18 protein-coding genes and 1 other annotated feature are annotated in these 16,661 nt (G+C 40.6%); of the genes, 13 read left to right on the forward strand and 5 right to left on the reverse strand.

Going from position 1 to position 16,661, the window contains the following annotated elements:
- The first annotated feature begins 22 nt into the window (after positions 1-22).
- From hisB to LJE72_RS20705, 6 genes are all read left to right on the forward strand, one after another.
- Positions 23-607: an imidazoleglycerol-phosphate dehydratase HisB gene (gene hisB / locus LJE72_RS20680; protein WP_229249885.1), complete on the forward strand. Its 585-nt coding sequence runs from the start codon at positions 23-25 to the stop codon at positions 605-607.
- Positions 608-1,237: an imidazole glycerol phosphate synthase subunit HisH gene (gene hisH, locus LJE72_RS20685; protein ID WP_229249886.1), complete on the forward strand. Its 630-nt coding sequence runs from the start codon at positions 608-610 to the stop codon at positions 1,235-1,237.
- Positions 1,215-2,003 (forward strand): 1-(5-phosphoribosyl)-5-[(5-phosphoribosylamino)methylideneamino]imidazole-4-carboxamide isomerase, encoded by a 789-nt coding sequence (hisA, locus tag LJE72_RS20690; RefSeq protein WP_229249887.1) that lies wholly within the window; start codon positions 1,215-1,217, stop codon positions 2,001-2,003. The genes hisH and hisA overlap by 23 nt, the downstream gene beginning before the upstream one ends.
- A gap of 14 nt (positions 2,004-2,017) precedes the next feature.
- On the forward strand, positions 2,018-2,779 hold the full coding sequence (hisF, locus tag LJE72_RS20695; protein ID WP_229249888.1) for an imidazole glycerol phosphate synthase subunit HisF: 762 nt from the start codon (positions 2,018-2,020) through the stop codon (positions 2,777-2,779).
- Between the two features lie 45 nt (positions 2,780-2,824).
- Entirely contained in the window at positions 2,825-3,505 is a 681-nt protein-coding gene (gene hisIE / locus LJE72_RS20700) for a bifunctional phosphoribosyl-AMP cyclohydrolase/phosphoribosyl-ATP diphosphatase HisIE (protein WP_229249889.1), read from the forward strand.
- A gap of 171 nt (positions 3,506-3,676) precedes the next feature.
- Positions 3,677-4,666, forward strand: coding sequence for a bile acid:sodium symporter family protein (locus LJE72_RS20705; protein WP_229249890.1), 990 nt, complete (start codon positions 3,677-3,679; stop codon positions 4,664-4,666).
- Between the two features lie 99 nt (positions 4,667-4,765).
- On the opposite strand, the gene LJE72_RS20710 is transcribed toward LJE72_RS20705, so the two are convergent.
- The 5 genes from LJE72_RS20710 to LJE72_RS20730 form a co-directional block, all read right to left on the reverse strand.
- Complete coding sequence (locus tag LJE72_RS20710; RefSeq protein WP_229249891.1) at positions 4,766-5,371, reverse strand: hypothetical protein; 606 nt, start codon at positions 5,369-5,371, stop codon at positions 4,766-4,768.
- Between the two features lie 244 nt (positions 5,372-5,615).
- Positions 5,616-6,755, reverse strand: a complete 1,140-nt coding sequence (locus LJE72_RS20715; protein ID WP_229249892.1) for a hypothetical protein — start codon at positions 6,753-6,755, stop codon at positions 5,616-5,618.
- A 219-nt stretch (positions 6,756-6,974) separates the two neighbouring features.
- Positions 6,975-7,196 (reverse strand): hypothetical protein, encoded by a 222-nt coding sequence (locus LJE72_RS20720; protein ID WP_229249893.1) that lies wholly within the window; start codon positions 7,194-7,196, stop codon positions 6,975-6,977.
- A 19-nt stretch (positions 7,197-7,215) separates the two neighbouring features.
- Positions 7,216-7,830 (reverse strand): DUF1836 domain-containing protein, encoded by a 615-nt coding sequence (locus LJE72_RS20725; RefSeq protein WP_229249894.1) that lies wholly within the window; start codon positions 7,828-7,830, stop codon positions 7,216-7,218.
- Positions 7,831-8,231: 401 nt separating this feature from the next.
- Positions 8,232-9,545 (reverse strand): aminotransferase class I/II-fold pyridoxal phosphate-dependent enzyme, encoded by a 1,314-nt coding sequence (locus LJE72_RS20730; RefSeq protein ID WP_229249895.1) that lies wholly within the window; start codon positions 9,543-9,545, stop codon positions 8,232-8,234.
- A 242-nt stretch (positions 9,546-9,787) separates the two neighbouring features.
- Here LJE72_RS20730 and LJE72_RS20735 point away from each other — a divergent pair, with 242 nt between their 5' ends.
- The 7 genes from LJE72_RS20735 (at position 9,788) to LJE72_RS20765 (ending at position 16,558) form a co-directional block, all read left to right on the forward strand.
- A complete protein-coding gene (locus LJE72_RS20735) occupies positions 9,788-10,450 on the forward strand; it encodes an NUDIX hydrolase (protein ID WP_229249896.1) in 663 nt (220 codons plus the stop codon).
- A 101-nt stretch (positions 10,451-10,551) separates the two neighbouring features.
- Positions 10,552-10,797, forward strand: a binding site (T-box leader).
- Between the two features lie 122 nt (positions 10,798-10,919).
- Entirely contained in the window at positions 10,920-11,924 is a 1,005-nt protein-coding gene (locus tag LJE72_RS20740) for an ABC transporter substrate-binding protein (RefSeq protein ID WP_229249897.1), read from the forward strand.
- Positions 11,925-11,942: 18 nt separating this feature from the next.
- A complete protein-coding gene (locus LJE72_RS20745; protein WP_229249898.1) occupies positions 11,943-12,812 on the forward strand; it encodes an ABC transporter permease in 870 nt (289 codons plus the stop codon).
- Positions 12,813-12,859: 47 nt separating this feature from the next.
- Positions 12,860-13,654, forward strand: a complete 795-nt coding sequence (locus tag LJE72_RS20750; protein ID WP_229249899.1) for an ABC transporter ATP-binding protein — start codon at positions 12,860-12,862, stop codon at positions 13,652-13,654.
- Positions 13,655-13,876: 222 nt separating this feature from the next.
- A complete protein-coding gene (locus LJE72_RS20755) occupies positions 13,877-14,548 on the forward strand; it encodes a SanA/YdcF family protein (protein WP_229249900.1) in 672 nt (223 codons plus the stop codon).
- Between the two features lie 306 nt (positions 14,549-14,854).
- Positions 14,855-15,640, forward strand: coding sequence for an enoyl-CoA hydratase/isomerase family protein (locus LJE72_RS20760; RefSeq protein ID WP_229249901.1), 786 nt, complete (start codon positions 14,855-14,857; stop codon positions 15,638-15,640).
- 279 nt (positions 15,641-15,919) lie between these two features.
- Positions 15,920-16,558 (forward strand): cyclase family protein, encoded by a 639-nt coding sequence (locus LJE72_RS20765; protein ID WP_229249902.1) that lies wholly within the window; start codon positions 15,920-15,922, stop codon positions 16,556-16,558.
- Positions 16,559-16,661 lie beyond the last annotated feature (103 nt).

Genomic DNA, 16,661 nt, shown 5'->3' on the forward strand with positions numbered 1-16,661 from the left:
GAGTGTAGAAAGGATAGAATAAATGCGAGAAGCTTGTATTGAACGGAAAACTAAGGAAACAGAAATCCGTGTGCGTTTGAATCTTGATGGTACCGGAGAGGCTCAAGTAAAGACGGGAATTGGTTTCTTTGATCATATGCTGACAGCGTTTGCCCGATTTGCCTATCTGGATCTAATTCTTGAGGTCAGCGGGGATTTGGAGGTGGATGCCCACCATACGATTGAGGATTGTGGGATCGTGCTGGGGCAAGCAGTGCGGGAGGCTTGCGGCGATAAAGCAGGGATTGAACGACTTGGTGAGGCCCTGCTTCCTATGGACGAAGCCCTTGTTCAAGTGGCATTGGACCTCTCGAATCGGCCCTATCTAGTTTGGGATGTGGATTGTTCAGATGGTATGGTTGGTGAGTTTCCAGTCGAGATGGCAGAGGAGTTTTTCAGAGCGTTAGCGGTACAGAGCGGGCTTACTTTGCATGTGAGGAAGCTTTATGGTAAGAACCGACATCATATTCTAGAAGCTGCCTTTAAAGGTGCGGGGAGAGCTCTGGGACTGGCTTTACGCCGGAACACTCGGTATCATGGTATCCTTTCAACCAAAGGAGTTTTATAAATGATTGGAATTGTAGATTATGGACGAGGAAACATAAGAAGTGTGGAGAAGGCTTTAGAAAAGGTTGGTTTTGAGGCAACTATTATGGCTTCCCCAGCGGAACTAAGCACTGTGAATGGTCTTATACTTCCAGGCGTTGGGGCGTTTGCTGATGCAATGCAGGCGTTGGAACAAGGGGGATGGATTGAGCCACTCATCCAGTTCGCTCGCTCCGGGCGCCCTTTCTTGGGAATCTGTCTGGGAATGCAGATTCTCTTTGAGATTGGGGAAGAGCACGGTGAGCACACTGGGTTAGGACTCTTAACTGGCCGCGTGGTAAAATTTCCGCCGGGTAGGAAGGTTCCCCATATGGGTTGGAATAGTTTGCGACTGGAGCAACCCTCTCATCTTCTGGAAGGGATTCCGAATGAATCCTACTTTTATTTTGTTCATTCCTATTATGCAGAACCTAGTGAGCAGAAAGATATTGTAGCGACCAGCGACTATGGAGTCGTTTTCCCAGCCGTTGTAGGCAAGGACAATGTTTGGGGAGCACAATTTCACCCAGAGAAATCAAGTCCTTGGGGACTACAGATACTAACGAATTTTGGAAAGTGGGTGAATGCGGATGATACTCTTTCCAGCCATTGATCTTAAAGAGGGAAAAGCGGTACGCCTTTTACAGGGACGGATGGAAGATTCGACGATTTATGCAGATAATCCTGTTAATGTTGCTAAAGAATTTGAGAATCAAGGTGTAGAGTATTTACATATGGTTGATCTGAATGGCGCATTTTCTGGAAAACCAATGAATGACGAAACCATACGGCGGATTGTGAGAAGTGTATCGATGAAAATTCAAGTAGGTGGTGGAATCCGCACGATGGAGCGGATTACAGAGCTTTTAGAGTTAGGGGTCGAACGGGTTATTCTGGGAACAATCGCCGTCAAAAACCCGAAATTGGTCGCCGAAGCAGCACGCCGGTATGGGAAACGAGTTATTGTGGGGATTGATGCCAAGGATGGCTTGGTTGCAGTTCAAGGTTGGGCGGAAGCCACAGAAATACAAGCAGTAGACTTGGGGAAGGCTATGAAAGCTGTGGGAATCGAAAGCGTGGTTTTCACTGATATTTCGCGTGACGGAATGCTCCAAGGACCTAATATCGAGAGCACTGTACAGATGGCCCAGGAAACTGGCTTATCAGTGATCGCCTCTGGTGGAATTTCTACGTTAGATGATCTGCGAAAGTTGGAGGCCGAGGCGCTTAGAGGAGTTTCTATCGAGGGTGCTATTACAGGAAAAGCTCTCTATAGCGGAGCTTTCACTTTGAGGGAAGCTTTAGAGGCTGCTGGTGGAGGAATGAGTGATAAGAAACAGAAATATGTAGCACCAACCGAATCAGTAAAACAGGATTGAGGAGGGGATGAGACATGTTAAGCAAGCGGATCATTCCCTGTTTAGACGTCCATGAGGGGCGTGTGGTTAAGGGAACTAATTTTGTGCAGTTACGTGATGCTGGGGACCCAGTGGAACTCGCAGCTCTCTATGACCAAGAAGGTGCTGATGAGTTAATTTTCTTAGATATAACCGCTTCCTCTGATAACCGAGAAACAATGGTTGATGTAGTACGCCGAACAGCCGAGCAAGTTTTCATTCCCTTCACCATTGGAGGCGGACTGCGTACTATCGGGGATATTCGCCGCATGCTTAGGGCGGGGGCGGATAAGATTGCTTTAAACACTTCTGCGGTTCAGAACCCCAGGCTTATTCAAGAAGGGGCCCATGCTTTTGGGAGTCAGTGTATTGTCGTGGCTATTGATGCTCGAAGCAACGCACCAGGTCAATGGGAAGTGTATATTCATGGTGGAAGAACAGCGACGGGCAAGGATGTCTTGGAATGGGCAGCAGAGGCGGAAGCTCTTGGTGCGGGAGAAATCCTCTTGACTTCCATGAATCGCGACGGAACTAAGATTGGCTACGAATTAGAATTGACTCGGACTGTGAGTCGAGCCGTGTCCCTGCCCGTCATAGCGAGCGGTGGTGTAGGAACCTTAGAACACTTAGCGGAAGGGCTCACCTTAGGGGAAGCGGACGCCGTCTTAGCGGCTTCGATCTTTCATTACAAGGAGTACAGCATTGGGGAAGCTAAACGCTATCTGGCGCAACGAGGAATTTTGGTACGACATTCGTAGTTCGATATTCGAACTTGCGATATGGACAGAAAGGTAGAGATACATATGGATGCAAATGAAATACAAGCTTTAGACTTATCGAAGATCCGCTGGGATGCTCACGGGCTTGTTCCTGCGATTGTTCAGGATGTGGAGACTAGGGAAGTTTTAATGCTGGCATATATGAATGAAGAGTCCTTAGGTCGGACTCTGCATGAAGGGAAGGCTTGTTATTATAGCCGAAGTCGACAATCTCTGTGGCTGAAAGGGGAAACCTCGGGACATTTCCAGGAGATCGTGGATATTAAATTTGACTGTGATCAGGACGCCTTACTTCTGACTGTGAAGCAAATCGGTATGGCTTGCCATGAAGACTATTTCTCGTGTTTTCACTATGATCTGACCAGCGAAGGATTTGAGGGAATTGGAAAGGCTAAAGTGAGGCCTGAGCCCACACTGGGAAGGACCCTAGAGCTGTTGACAGATGTGATTCATTCCAGAAATCAGGAACGGCCTGAAGGAGCTTATACAACCTATCTCTTTGAAAAAGGGATTGATAAGATCCTTAAAAAAGTCGGAGAAGAAAGTGCGGAAGTGATTATCGCCGCTAAGAATGCTGATCCAGAAGAGATAAGGTGTGAAGTATCGGATTTGTTCTATCATGTGTTAGTAATGCTTGAAGAGCGCGGGGTTGGAGTCAGTGAGGTAGCCAGGGAGTTGCTTGAGCGGCGTAAAGTAGGATGTTAAATTTAAGACTGAAACAAACAAAGTTGGAAGAGAGTTCCGGCTTTGTTTGTTTCATAGACACATTGGTTCATTAAAGGACCAGCTAAGCGGTATTAATAGATTATCTTTTAATATGGCAGTACAGGTGTACAATCTTTAAGGGACAGAAGACTTAATAGTGGAGTATAAAATATGAAAACTTTTTTAACTAAGTTTAATCAATGGTTAAATAGGTATATGTTTGTAATGGTAACAGCTGGAATAGCCGCGGGATTCTTCATTCCGCTTATAAATTCACCGCTTATCAGTGCCTTAGCAACAGGTTTATTTGCCTATATGACCTTTATGAGCGCCTTACGTACAACCTTTCAGGATGTTGTTCGTATTTTAACGAAACCTCTTGTTCCTTTATGGAGCATGTTCTTAATCCATGGCATTTCACCGCTTGTTGCCTGGGGGGTAGGACTCTGGATCTACCCAGATAATTTCTACATGCGCTTAGGTCTTTTACTTGGTTCCACCATCCCGATTGCGGTCACTTCGGTTATTTGGACCACGATTGCTAATGGAGATATTGCACTCGCATTGGTGACGGTGACTCTGGATACTTTACTGATCCCTATCTTGTTTCCAGCCTTTTTTATAATTATACTTGGAACAAGTATTGCCATCGATTATGGAAACATGGTATTGCGGTTGCTCTTAATGGTTACTATCCCGAGCATCCTTGGAATGGTAATTAATGAAATAACTAAAGGGAGGTTGGAGAACTTCTCTGTTTCAGTAGGGGGAGTGACTTCGAAGATTGCTAGCTTCTTCGTTGTCTTTCTCAATTCTGCTGTTGTTCTTCCGAATATAAAATGGGATATTTCGGCAGTCAAAATGATGACCGTCGTTGTGGGATTAGTCTCTGTTAATTATCTGATTGGGTTTTGCGGGAGCTATCTTTTAAAAGATCGGCGGCAAGAGGTTGTAACGGCTATGATCTTTAATGTAGGAATGCGCAATACAGGCTTTGGTTCTCTTATAGCCATTTCTTATTTCCCGGCTACAGTTGCCTTACCTATTGTCTTAACACTCCTCTTTCAACAACCGATTGCAGCGATCGTTTCGAAGGTTATAATGAAATTTGATCATCAGGATCGTAAAATAAGACCCGAGGAAGGCACACTAACCATCTAGTTAGAGATCGTTGAATATCAATGCCCTATGTGCCCATAGAGACGATGATGCATTTTGAAGATTGGACTATCTCCTTTGAACAATAACATTGGGCTTTTTTTAGATAAAATACTTTACGTCTATCTGTAATGAATCTGAGATTTGTTGTATTACATTATCCAACTTATTTGGGAATTCGACCGTATCTGATAAAATAGATATTCTAACGACTTCGTCAGTACTGTTAATTTTCAACCAATATTCTTTTCCACTTATTGATTCTTGTCCAAATTCAGCAGTCCATTCGATTATGAATCCTTGATATTCACTTTTTAAAACATCGCGTACCTTATAGGACCTGAAATCAAAAGGACTTAAGGATTTGCTATAGCTAAGAAAACGCTCTAAATCTTTAATCTTCCATAACTGTATATAGCCCCTGAAAGCCAATTCATTGTTGTTTACTAAATATGTACTAAATTGCATCTCATTTCCCATGTCAGAGCTAACGTAGATCTCGGTGGCATCCGGTACTGAAAATGTTATAGTATAGTCGTCTATATCATATTGCGAAGACTTATAACTGGTCTTTATAGTTGCATAACTCTGTATTGGAAAATAACCATGTTTAATAGTTTTTACCGACCCTCTTAACGAAAGGATCAGAGATATGAGCACTGCAATAATTAGAATTGCACCTATAAGGATAAGCGTTTTTTTTCTCATCTTTTCTCCCTTCTTTTGTTTCCTACCTTATAATCTATTGAAATGTATGAACAATATTACCTAACAACTTTTCGTATACCCTAAATGGTTTTGACAGCGCTGGCAACTTATTTATGGAAAGGCTTTTTGCTAAATTTCTAATTTCCGTAAATGTATGCTAAATAATTAAAGCACCCTATCGTGACTCTTACAGTCTAACTCGATAGGGTGCTTTAATGCATCTGGCAGGGTTATTGTTTTGGATTCAAGGCCTTGCAAAGTGTTCCATGATTTTTGCCCAAATACGTTGTGTTTCAAGGAATTCGCTATTATGTTTTTCAACATTTTTATGGTATTTCTCCAATTCAGCTAAGACTTTGATAAAATCCGGCCTCTCGAAATAAGCGCATATTTTTGGCAATATCTCGTTAAGCTGTTCCCTCATCTCTTCAATCTTTTCATCGTAATGATCTCTTTGTGTGATGTAAAGCAGTAATGGCTTATAACGAATCCAACCTATACAGGCCTTGTAAAAGCGAGTGGTAATTTGCTCAGTATCAGCCTTTATAAATTTTAATCGGAGTGGGAGAACGCCTTCTAGAAGGTCATTATAAGTTGAGAACCCGTCATGAAATGTGTAACATGGCACGCGCAAAACTTTTCGTTCGCTAAGACAGGTACTTAAAAAGGTATCCTCGCCTCTAGCTCCTGGCGGATTGTAAAATGGAAAAATACGACGAGAATCAGTAAGGTTGATACATAGATTAGCACCTGAGATGAATTTAGAATGGTTTATTTCCTGAACCGCTATGGCATCAGCGCTAGTCAATATTTTTGTATCAGCGTAGGTTACCCCGCCATTTTCCATAACAGTTTTCAAAGTATCCCAGTTAATGATATCATTGCTGATTGCCTCGATGAATGAACGGAAATCCGCTTCGGTCATAGTGTCATTAAACTCTATATGGGGAATAGGGGATATATAGCCGCAATGATTCCCATGGGTGATGTCCGCTTGAGCAATATATTTAAGATGCCCTGTCAGGACCTCCTGGCCTCCCCAGATTGCTGTATTACGAGTATTGGTCACGGCCAGCGGGTATTCGTCGTCGTCCAGAAAAACCAGATAATCCATATTGTGCTTAATAGCGTTATATAGCACAGCGTTACGTTTGGCTGCATACCCCTTACCAAAGATCAAGGAAACTTCACTAAAATGGATGACGTTTTCTCGAATTAAATAATCAATTTCTTTTTTTATAGCAATGCTCCCAATAAAATTGCTGCTATCAATCTGCTCTGCTAGTTCTGGGTGTACATTGGTGTAATCAGTTATTTTAGTTTTATGATAATCAAGATCATATGCTACAAAAAGATTTAAACTAATACTTTTGTTTTCTACCAACCCGGATTCCTTCCAAGTGTGTATATAGGTTCTCAGCACCTTTTGAAAGCTCTTTCTCCCAGTCGCAAAACCGATGGCAACTTTAATGATTTTGTCCTTGTGCAATTAATCGCTTCCTTTTGAAATAAATCTTTCATAAAGTCTCGTTACATTGCTATAAATAATAGCAAAAGTTTAAAGTTTAAATGTCGCCAGCATCCTTGAAAACCTGAATAAATACTAACATTTACTCGATTTCACAGGATAAAGATTAGTTCGTCTTTCTAAATGAGCTTTCATTATGCCCTTTAAGGCATGATCTGTCTTCGTGCAAATTCTCTTTACCTCGTAATGGTCCTCCATCACCCCGTTAGTATCAACATGAGCTTGTACAATTACATCTGTGGCAATGTTCAAGCTAGTGTCAGGCCTAGTTTCCGTTTCCTTGATAGCTTTAGCCACTGAATAATGCCTCCTTTAGTCATTTCATACCCCCATCAATTGAGGGCGATTTAATCCACTTTAGAATAAGCTCCCTCGTAAAACTTGCCCACTTGGATATTGTCAAAAATGTCACAAAGGTTGATGCCTTAATATCATCTTCTGATGGATCTCTTTTAGCTCTGATTATTTCTAATGCTCTTCCGTAAAGTACATTTAGACTTGGGGTAAGTTTCTCAATTTCACTAAATAGAGATAAATGATATTCATATAACTCAACTAAAGTAAAATGTGATATCGACTCCCCATAGTCGATAATTTCTTTGGCCTCTTTTAATTCAAACAACACTTTAAGATCGTTAGTCATAAGGATTCTAGCCACTTGTTGTGGTGGATACTTCTTACCGTCAGGGCTCTCAATGATGCCCCGTTTTACCCAGTTTTGAATTGTTGCAACCTCAAAGGCTTGATCATTTACGCCAATTATGGACCTAATGGAGTTACTTGTACCTAATTTAACGATTTGTGATGCCATTAATTCTATATCAGGTATGCCTTTATTGTTACTAAACTTAGAAAACAAAGGACTTTCTGCACCCTTTATAATCATTTCTACGGGTCCCAAGATGTTTTCTTCTATTTCATCATTTGACATCAAAACACAACCTTAAATCAACATAATATAACAATAATAAGTGAAATGTATTTATTGTATTACATAAAGAGTTCAATTGACTGTATTATATTTATAATAGCTCTTTAATAGTATAAAGTCAAATAAAAATTATCGTTTTATACAGATTTATCCACCTAAAATTGATCGGAGAAGAAAAAACCCTTATAGGGTTAGACCTTTTAGCAGTCCACTCTATAGGGTTCACTTTATCAATTCGAGACACCCACTTCTTTAAGTGGTTGTCTTCCTTATTCACTTCGGTGACGATAGCCTCCAGTGGAGAGTATCGCTAAGCGCTTTTGTCCACAAGTTACATCGGGAGGTTTGTTTTTCTTTACAAATACAGGTCTAAACGTATCCTATATGGGTTAATTAGAGTGTTATGTTTTACACGAAGAGTTCTGCCCTGATAAATCTTTAAATCCCTGATAAATTAGATCATAGAGGTCTTTCAGTTCATCTTCCTCTACACAAGAAAAGGCTACTCGAATATCCCCTTCACCAAGTGAGATGACTCCAACACCGTATTGTTCAAGCAGATGAATGCGCAAGGCTTCGGCATTGACCCCTTTAAGTTTAAGACACATGAAATACCCTGAATTAAATGGATAGTAGTCCCAAGCGTCGTTAAAATTCCCTTGATCAAGTATCTGTTTAACTTTAAAAGCTCGTTTCTTTAATACTTCAAACTTTTCTTGTTTTTGAGCTTGAAATTCTGTCGAACGAATTGTATTTAAAACAAATGTTTGGGCTGGGTGAGAAGCACTGGAAATCGTTCCCCTCAGAATGCCTTGAGTCTTTTTTTCTAAGCCATCCAGTACAGCAGGAAATTCAGAACCAAAGGTGATAAAGCCTACTCGAAAGCCCCACATATAGTCTTCTTTCGTTGCTCCATCTATCTTAATGGCTAATACTCTGGGATGTATGTTAGCGACTCGGCCAAACAGTGATTCTTTGATGGTATTTTCATAAAATAACCCAAAATAAGCATCATCGCTAATTACGACTAAGTTCATTCCTTGTTCAGCGACTTCTTTTAAGGCTTCAACAATGTCCCTTGCTTCTTGTTCCGTGGGGGTATACCCTGTCGGATTATTTGGGAAATTAAGCAGTAAAATAGCTTTTCCATGGTCTTTTTTAGAAAGTAGGGCTTCTTTCATGCCTTTAGTATTGAAGGTCCCTTCCTCCGTATAGAAAGGAAAAGAGATGTTTTTTGCTCCTCTGCGGACCCCAAAGATGAAGGTATAATTCCCCCATAATTTATCCGGTAAAACAAGAGGGTCGTTCTCGTCAATAAATAAGTCCGCGATAATGCTTAAACCATGGGTTAATGCATTAGTAACGATGGGATAACTAAAGGATTTAGTGGTTAAAGAAGGGTTTTCTATTATCATTTTTTCTCGCCAGAGCTTTCTAAGCTCGGGTTTTCCTGCAGGAGGGGCATATGGATAAAGGTCCTTAGGATCGTAATCAGCTAGAGTTTCTTGGATTAATGGTAAGAACATCGGGCGGTCTTTCTCAGTTGCAATCCCTATCGTGGCGTTAAAACGGTAGGCTTTCTGCTTAGCTTCAGCAGTTTGAGTTAAGATCCCCTTGGGATAGTACAGCTCTTTTCCGAGAGTTGATAATAATTCATAAACATAGGGATTTTCCTGTTGTATTTTGTTATTTAAGTCTTGGGCAATCTCATTCATAATATTACTCCCTTGCTTAATCTTGGTGCCATTTTTGATAAGTATTGCGAAGCAATTAAATTGTACACTAAAATAGTTTTTTCCTCCACTATTTATAATATAAGATAGAAGGAATTTTTTGAATTTGTACAGAATTGTTACACGTACAGTATAGCCTGAAACTTATGTGGTAGCTTGTTTGAAGGGCGTGCTGAGATTTTGGGTATTAGGAAGATTTAGGAGAGGATAAGTGGAGCTAAGATATGAATAAATCTATGCTAGAAGATTTAAAAGCCAAGATGCCTGCAGTGCCTGGAATAAATGGCAAAGAAGAGTATTTTAATTCAGCTGTTTTAGCGTTACTAATGCTGATCGATGAAGAATATCATTTTATCTTTCAAAAAAGATCTGCCGCCATAAGACAAGCTGGACAGATTTGCTTTCCGGGCGGTAAGTTTGATCCTAATAAAGATATTGACTTTAAAGAGACCGCTATAAGAGAAACTGCAGAAGAATTAGGCATTGCCTCTGATAAGATAAGTATCATTGGTACGCTTGATACCATCTTTTCAGTGATGGGCACCACTGTAGACGCATTTCTGGGCGTCATAGATATTAGCAGTCTGGAAGACCTAAACATTAATCCGCATGAAGTCGAGAGAGTTTTCTCCATTCCAGTCTCTTACTTTGAAAGAACTCAACCCGAGATATATCAGGTAAGTATTACTGCCAATCCTTCATACATCAACAAGGCAGGGGAAGAAGTTATTCTCTTGCCTGCGAAAGAACTAGGGTTAGAGGAGGAGTATACCAAGCCATGGGGAAACATTATGAATAATATTTATGTCTATAGGGTTGAAGGAGTGACTATATGGGGGATAACGGCAAGATTAATTAGAGATGTTATAGGGAAAATCAAGGCGTAGCGGAGCGAGTGGATCTATTTAGCCAGAAAGACATTCCGCTTGCCTGCAGGATTGAGCAAGAAAGTTACTCTTGAAATCCACTTGATGGAGTGCTATTATTATATAAACTGTTGAAGGGGAAGTAAAACCGCATGACCAACCTCATAGAGAGTCGAGCAGGGTGGAAGCTCGGCAGGTAACGGAGCGTGTAAATGGGCCCCTGAGGGTGGAGCGAAAAAGCTTAGGCTTTAGTAGTTGCCAACGCAAAGCCAGCGTTATAGGGCTAAGGGTGTGTTGGCACTCTGCATGAGAGGATGCATTTTATGCATCAACTAAGGTGGTACCGCAGATTAACGTCTGTCCTTATTTTAGGATAGGCGTTTTGTTTTTTTGTGTCCCACACTTCGTACCATTCAGAACCGCGAACTGAATGAGACGTGCAGAGAAGGAAACCCTCAAATTTTTTAATTAGAATGGGGAGGTATCTTCTATGAAAAAGCAATTTGTGGCAGTAATCTCAGCGTTTATGACCTTGACCCTGGTTTTTTCCTTAACGGCTTGTGCGCCCAGTAAAACAGAAAACACAGGCAACACCGATGCAAAAAAGAAAATCGGTATCGTGCAAATTGTTGAACATCCTTCACTAAACACCATTAGAGAGTCTTTGATAGCGGAGTTACAGGCCCAAGGCTATAAAAATGGCGAAACTATTACGATTGATTATCAGAATGCCCAAGGAGACCAAACCAACTTAAAAACCATAGCTCAAAAATTTGTAAGTAATAAATATGACCTTATCGTTGCTATTGCAACTCCTTCAGCTCAGGCAGTCGTCAGTGAGACTAAGGATATTCCCATTCTTTTCTCAGCATGTACTGATCCCCTGGGATCTGGATTGGTTACTGATATGGAAAAACCGGGCGGTAACGTTACAGGTACATCGGATGCAGTATCAGCAGAAAAAATTATGGAGCTTGGCAAGCGCATTACTCCTGATATCAAAACAATTGGGGCATTATATAATTCAAGTGAGACAAATTCTGTATCCGTGATCAATGAACTTAAAGAGTATGCTCAGAAAAACAATATGACGGTGGTTGATGCCACTGTAACTAATTCCTCTGAAGTACAGCAGGCAGTTACTTCTCTTGTAGATAAGGTCGATGCTCTTTTCTCGCCCATTGATAACACAGTCGCCTCCGCTATGCCTCTGGTGACTCAAATAGCGAATAGAGCGAAAAAACCTATCTACGTTGGAGCTGATTCCATGGTTAAAGATGGAGGGCTTGCAACTTACGGAATTAATTATCAAGTATTAGGTAAAGAGACTGGAATTATGGCTGTGGAAATCTTGAAGGGTAAAAAGGCTGGAGATATTCCAGTCAAAACCATGAAGGATATGGATATTTATCTCAATAAGACAACTGCAAAAGCAATCGGAATTAATCTGTCAGATGATGTGTTGAAAGAAGCGGCTCAGGTATTCGAAAATTAAGAAACAAGGGGTTTGAATATGAGTGTCTTGGTGTTACTGGGTTCCATTGAATTGGGAATCATTTATGCAATTATGGCTTTAGGGGTTTTTGTATCTTTTAGAACCCTTAATATGCCTGACCTAAGTGTGGACGGCAGTTTTGTGCTTGGTGCGGCGGTTTCTGCCGTCATGAGTCTTAACGGACATCCGTTTCTCGGCTTGGGGATCGCATTTATAGCGGGATGTGGAGCAGGGTCTATCACTGCCTTGTTGCATACCAAACTAAAGATTCAACCGCTTTTAGCTGGAATCCTAACCATGCTGGCTTTATATTCTTTGAACCTAAAGGTTATGAGTGGGCGGGCCAATATCCCCCTGATTAATAAAGCAACTGTTTTTAAACCTTTTGAAGGAATAATTCTGGGCGGGTATGATTATAGTAAGTTGTTATTTTCCCTAGCGGTGTTGACTCTGTTACTCCTTTTACTGCTCCTCTTTTTGAAGACAAGACTGGGGTTCGTTTTAAGAGCGACAGGGGACAATGATCAAATGGTAAGAGCCCTGGGAGTTAATACGGATTTAGTGATTCTAGTGGGATTAGCTCTTTCCAATGGTTTAGTTGCCGTGGCTGGTGCGCTGATTGCCCAGTCTCAATCCTTCGTAGATGTTGGGATGGGGATTGGCATGGTGGTTATCGGACTGGCCTCAGTGATTATCGGGGAAGTAGTTTTTGGGGTAAGCTCTCTCCTGAGAAGGCTGATTGCGGTCATTCTGGGATCGATTCTCTATCGCTTGATTATTGCCTTTGCACTTGATATAGGGATGCCGCCTACTGACTTAAAACTTGTCTCAGCGGTGATTGTGGCCCTAGCGATGTCGATGCCTATTCTTAAGAAGCGTTTTCTGTAGAAAAAGGAAATTATCGTATACACCTCATGAAAGGAGCAAATAACCTGATGCTTAGAGTTGAGTCGTTAAGTAAAACGTTCGGAAAAGGGAGCACCAATGAAAAACTCGCTCTTAATGAGATTAACCTGTCGCTTCAGGAAGGCGAATTTGTAACGATCATTGGTGGCAATGGCGCTGGAAAATCGACGCTTCTGAATTGTATCTCAGGAGTATATGAAATTGATGAAGGCAGGATCATTCTTGACTCGAAGGATGTCACCTCTGATCCAGAGTATAAACGCTCTAGACATATTGGAAGGGTTTTTCAGGATCCACTGAAGGGAACGGCCCATGATATGACCATTGAGGAAAATTTGGCTATCGCCTTTGCTAAGGGAAAACCTGTAGGTTTACAATCTGGAGTGACAAAAAAGGATACTACTCTTTTCAAGGAACGACTTGAACTGTTAGACCTCGGTCTGGAAAATAGAATCAGGCAGAAGGTGGGCCTTCTTTCTGGAGGACAGCGTCAAGCCCTTACGCTTCTGATGGCCACAATTATAAAACCTCGGCTCTTACTTCTCGATGAACACACCGCGGCGCTTGACCCTACTATAGCCCGCAAGGTATTGAGTTTAACTCGTAAACTTGTTTCTGAGGAAAAACTGTGTACTTTAATGATCACCCATAATATGAAGGCTTCCTTAGAATACGGGACAAGAACGATTATGATGCATGGGGGAAAGATCATGATGGATCTTCAGGGCGAAGAAAGAGAAGACATGACCGTGGATCGACTGATTGAGCAGTTTGAGAAAAGAAGCGGAGCTGAGTTGGATAATGATAGAATGTTATTAAGCTAAGTTTCGAGTATGTTTGATAATAATATGATAGATCAAAGCCGCTAACAGATTGAAGTTAGCGGCTTTTTAACGGGGGAATATTTGAATATTTCTTGTTATAACATATAATAGAAGATAATTAAATAAAATCCAAATACCATCATCCGTAATTCTATTCCGGCTGATCTGGGACAGAAACTTGATGAAACAAAGGAGTGTCATAAGGGGAAGGGGGGATCTATTTTGAAGAAGCGTCTAAAACAGATAGTAGTTTCATTGATTGTAATAATTGTTCTTGGATGTTCAACTGTCTTAATTATCAACAATAGTGTAGAATCAGTCGGGGAAAGCTATATATTAAGTACCAACGACGTTCCTAAAGCAGATGCTATTCTAGTTTTAGGTGCGTATGTTTTTCCAAGCGGAACTGTGTCTACTATGCTTAATGATCGTTTAACTGCAGGTTATGAACTATATGAGCTGGGGAAAGCGCCCAAACTATTAGTGAGTGGAGATCACGGACAAAAGGATTATGATGAAGTTAATTCGATGAAGGGCTTTTTGAAAGATAAAGGTGTGCCAAGTTCGGACATATTTATGGATCATGCTGGCTTTAGCACTTATGAGAGTATATACCGAGCCAGAGATATTTTTAAAGTTCAAAAGGTTATTATTGTTACTCAGGGATATCATCTTAAGCGAGCAGTTTTTGTGGCGAGGGAGCTAGGCTTAGAAGCCTATGGAGTTGCTTCCGACAAACGTGATTATGGACAGGCCATGCATATATATAACCTGAGAGAAATAGCGGCTAGGAATAAAGACTTTTTGTGGGCTAAGATCATAAAACCAGAGCCGAAATTTTTAGGGGATTCAATCCCTGTTTTCGGTGATGGCAAAGCGACGGATGATAAGTAGTTTAATTTTGTTTTAACTTGGACCGAACGATTTCTAAAGAAGCTAGGGGTTTAAATTACAGCCTCTAGTTTTTCATTTGATCTGCTTAGTGATAAGGCATTTGTTTACTGCAAAGGTGTATAGAAGCATCTGATAAACATGAAATAGGATTATCCTTAATAATTGAAATTTTGTTAGAGAAATAGAGGATTATAATAAAATTTGGCGAACTTGAATTATCAGAATATGAATGGTAATTCATATATGGTTAGATGATTTTTTTTGTGCTTCATGCTTACGGTCTCAAGAAAGGTGGAAAAGAAAAATATGGATTGGAAAACTGTTAAACTGGAAATCATGGACACTGGAGTAGCGGTACTTACATTGAATCGACCAGACACAATGAATTCAGTCAATGACCAACTTTGTTCAGATGTTCAGGCTGCTTGTAAGGAGGCATCTGAAAATGAATCGGTAAAGATCATCGTTATTACTGGAGCGGGCAAGGGGTGGTCTAGCGGGGGAGATATTTCTATGCTGGCTAAAATAAAAGACCCTATCAGCGCTAAGGAGACCTATGATGCGTCAGGCGCACTTGTAACAGCGATCTATGAAATGAAAAAACCGGTCATAGCGGCACTTAATGGAGTGGTAGCAGGTGCTTCCGTGGCCGCATGCATGGCTTGCGACTTGATTATTGCTTCTAAAAAAGCGCGTATTGGTTTTACCTTTATGCAATTGGCATTTTGTCCGGATAGCGGTGCATCGCATTTTCTAATTCAGAAAGTGGGCTATCATAAAGCTCTGGAATTACTGTGGTTCGGGAAAATCATTAATGCCGAGGAAGCAGAAAAGTTGGGATTAATAAATAAGGTGGTCCCCCATGACGAATGCTTACCAGAGGCTATAAGGTGGGCAGAAAAGTTAGCTTTGCAACCATTAATGGCAGTAGGCCTGGACAAGAAACTATTGCGCGAGGCCTTCAGAAATGATTATTATCAACAGACTGAGTTGGAAGCAATGTATCAAGTTCTGACTTGGTCTTCCGAGGATTTTAAAGAAGGGTGTGCGGCATTTGCCGAGAAACGAAAACCCGTGTTTAAGAATATATAACATAGCAAAACTTGAAAACACAGATTAATTTATGGACTTATTTATGAACTAATCTCTATATAGTGTAAGGGATCCGAAAAACACAGTTACCATTAATTATGGGTAGCTGCAGTTTTTCGGGGCCTAAATTATTTAATGCATACTAAGTAGAAAGGGCTATGGAATCCAATTGATGTTTTAAGTTGTGTAAATAGAGGGAAGAGTATCGGGATTTACTTTAGAGGAAGTTAAGGGTATATTTAGGTTCGAGCGTATGTCATAGGATATTAAGGAGGAAACATGAAAGTAACTGATTTAACTCATATGATTTATTCGAGTATGCCTGTTTTTCCGGGAACTGAAGGACCACTCTTTCAGAAAGCAAACACAATAGAAAAGGATGGTTTTCAAGAGGTAAAAATCACAATGTACTCCCATACAGGTACACATATAGACGCACCAGCACATATGCTGGAGAATGGATTATATTTAGATGATTTCGAAATTGATAGGTTCATTGGAAAGGGTGTTGTTCTTGACTTTTCGGATTCCAAAGAAGGATCATTAGGACTTGAAAGTTTAAGATCTTATGATGAAAAAATAAAGAATGCAGAATTTATTATATTAAAAACAGGATGGAGTAAGTATTGGGGCGATGAAAAATATTATGCAGATTTTCCTGCTTTAAGTGAAGAAGCCGCCAAATGGTTAGCTCGATTTAAGCTAAAAGGAATTGGTATAGATGCAATTTCAATTGATAACATGAATACAGAGACATTTCCAGTTCACAAGATATTCTTGTCAGAAAATATCCTAATTATTGAAAACCTTACAAACTTAGAATCAATTATGGAAGAAACCTTTATTTTAAGTATCATGCCGCTTAAAAACAAAGCTTCGGATGGTTCACCAGTTAGAGCATTTTGTATCGAAAATTAAGTTTAGGCTATTTGGGATAATTCATGATTAACATAATATAACTTAGATGTTCATAGGAGGATGTAAACCTTTATTTTACAAGTGCATAGTAGAGATAAATGTT

This window comes from Desulfosporosinus shakirovi, from assembly GCF_020595055.1.
Taxonomy (GTDB): domain Bacteria; phylum Bacillota; class Desulfitobacteriia; order Desulfitobacteriales; family Desulfitobacteriaceae; genus Desulfosporosinus; species Desulfosporosinus shakirovi.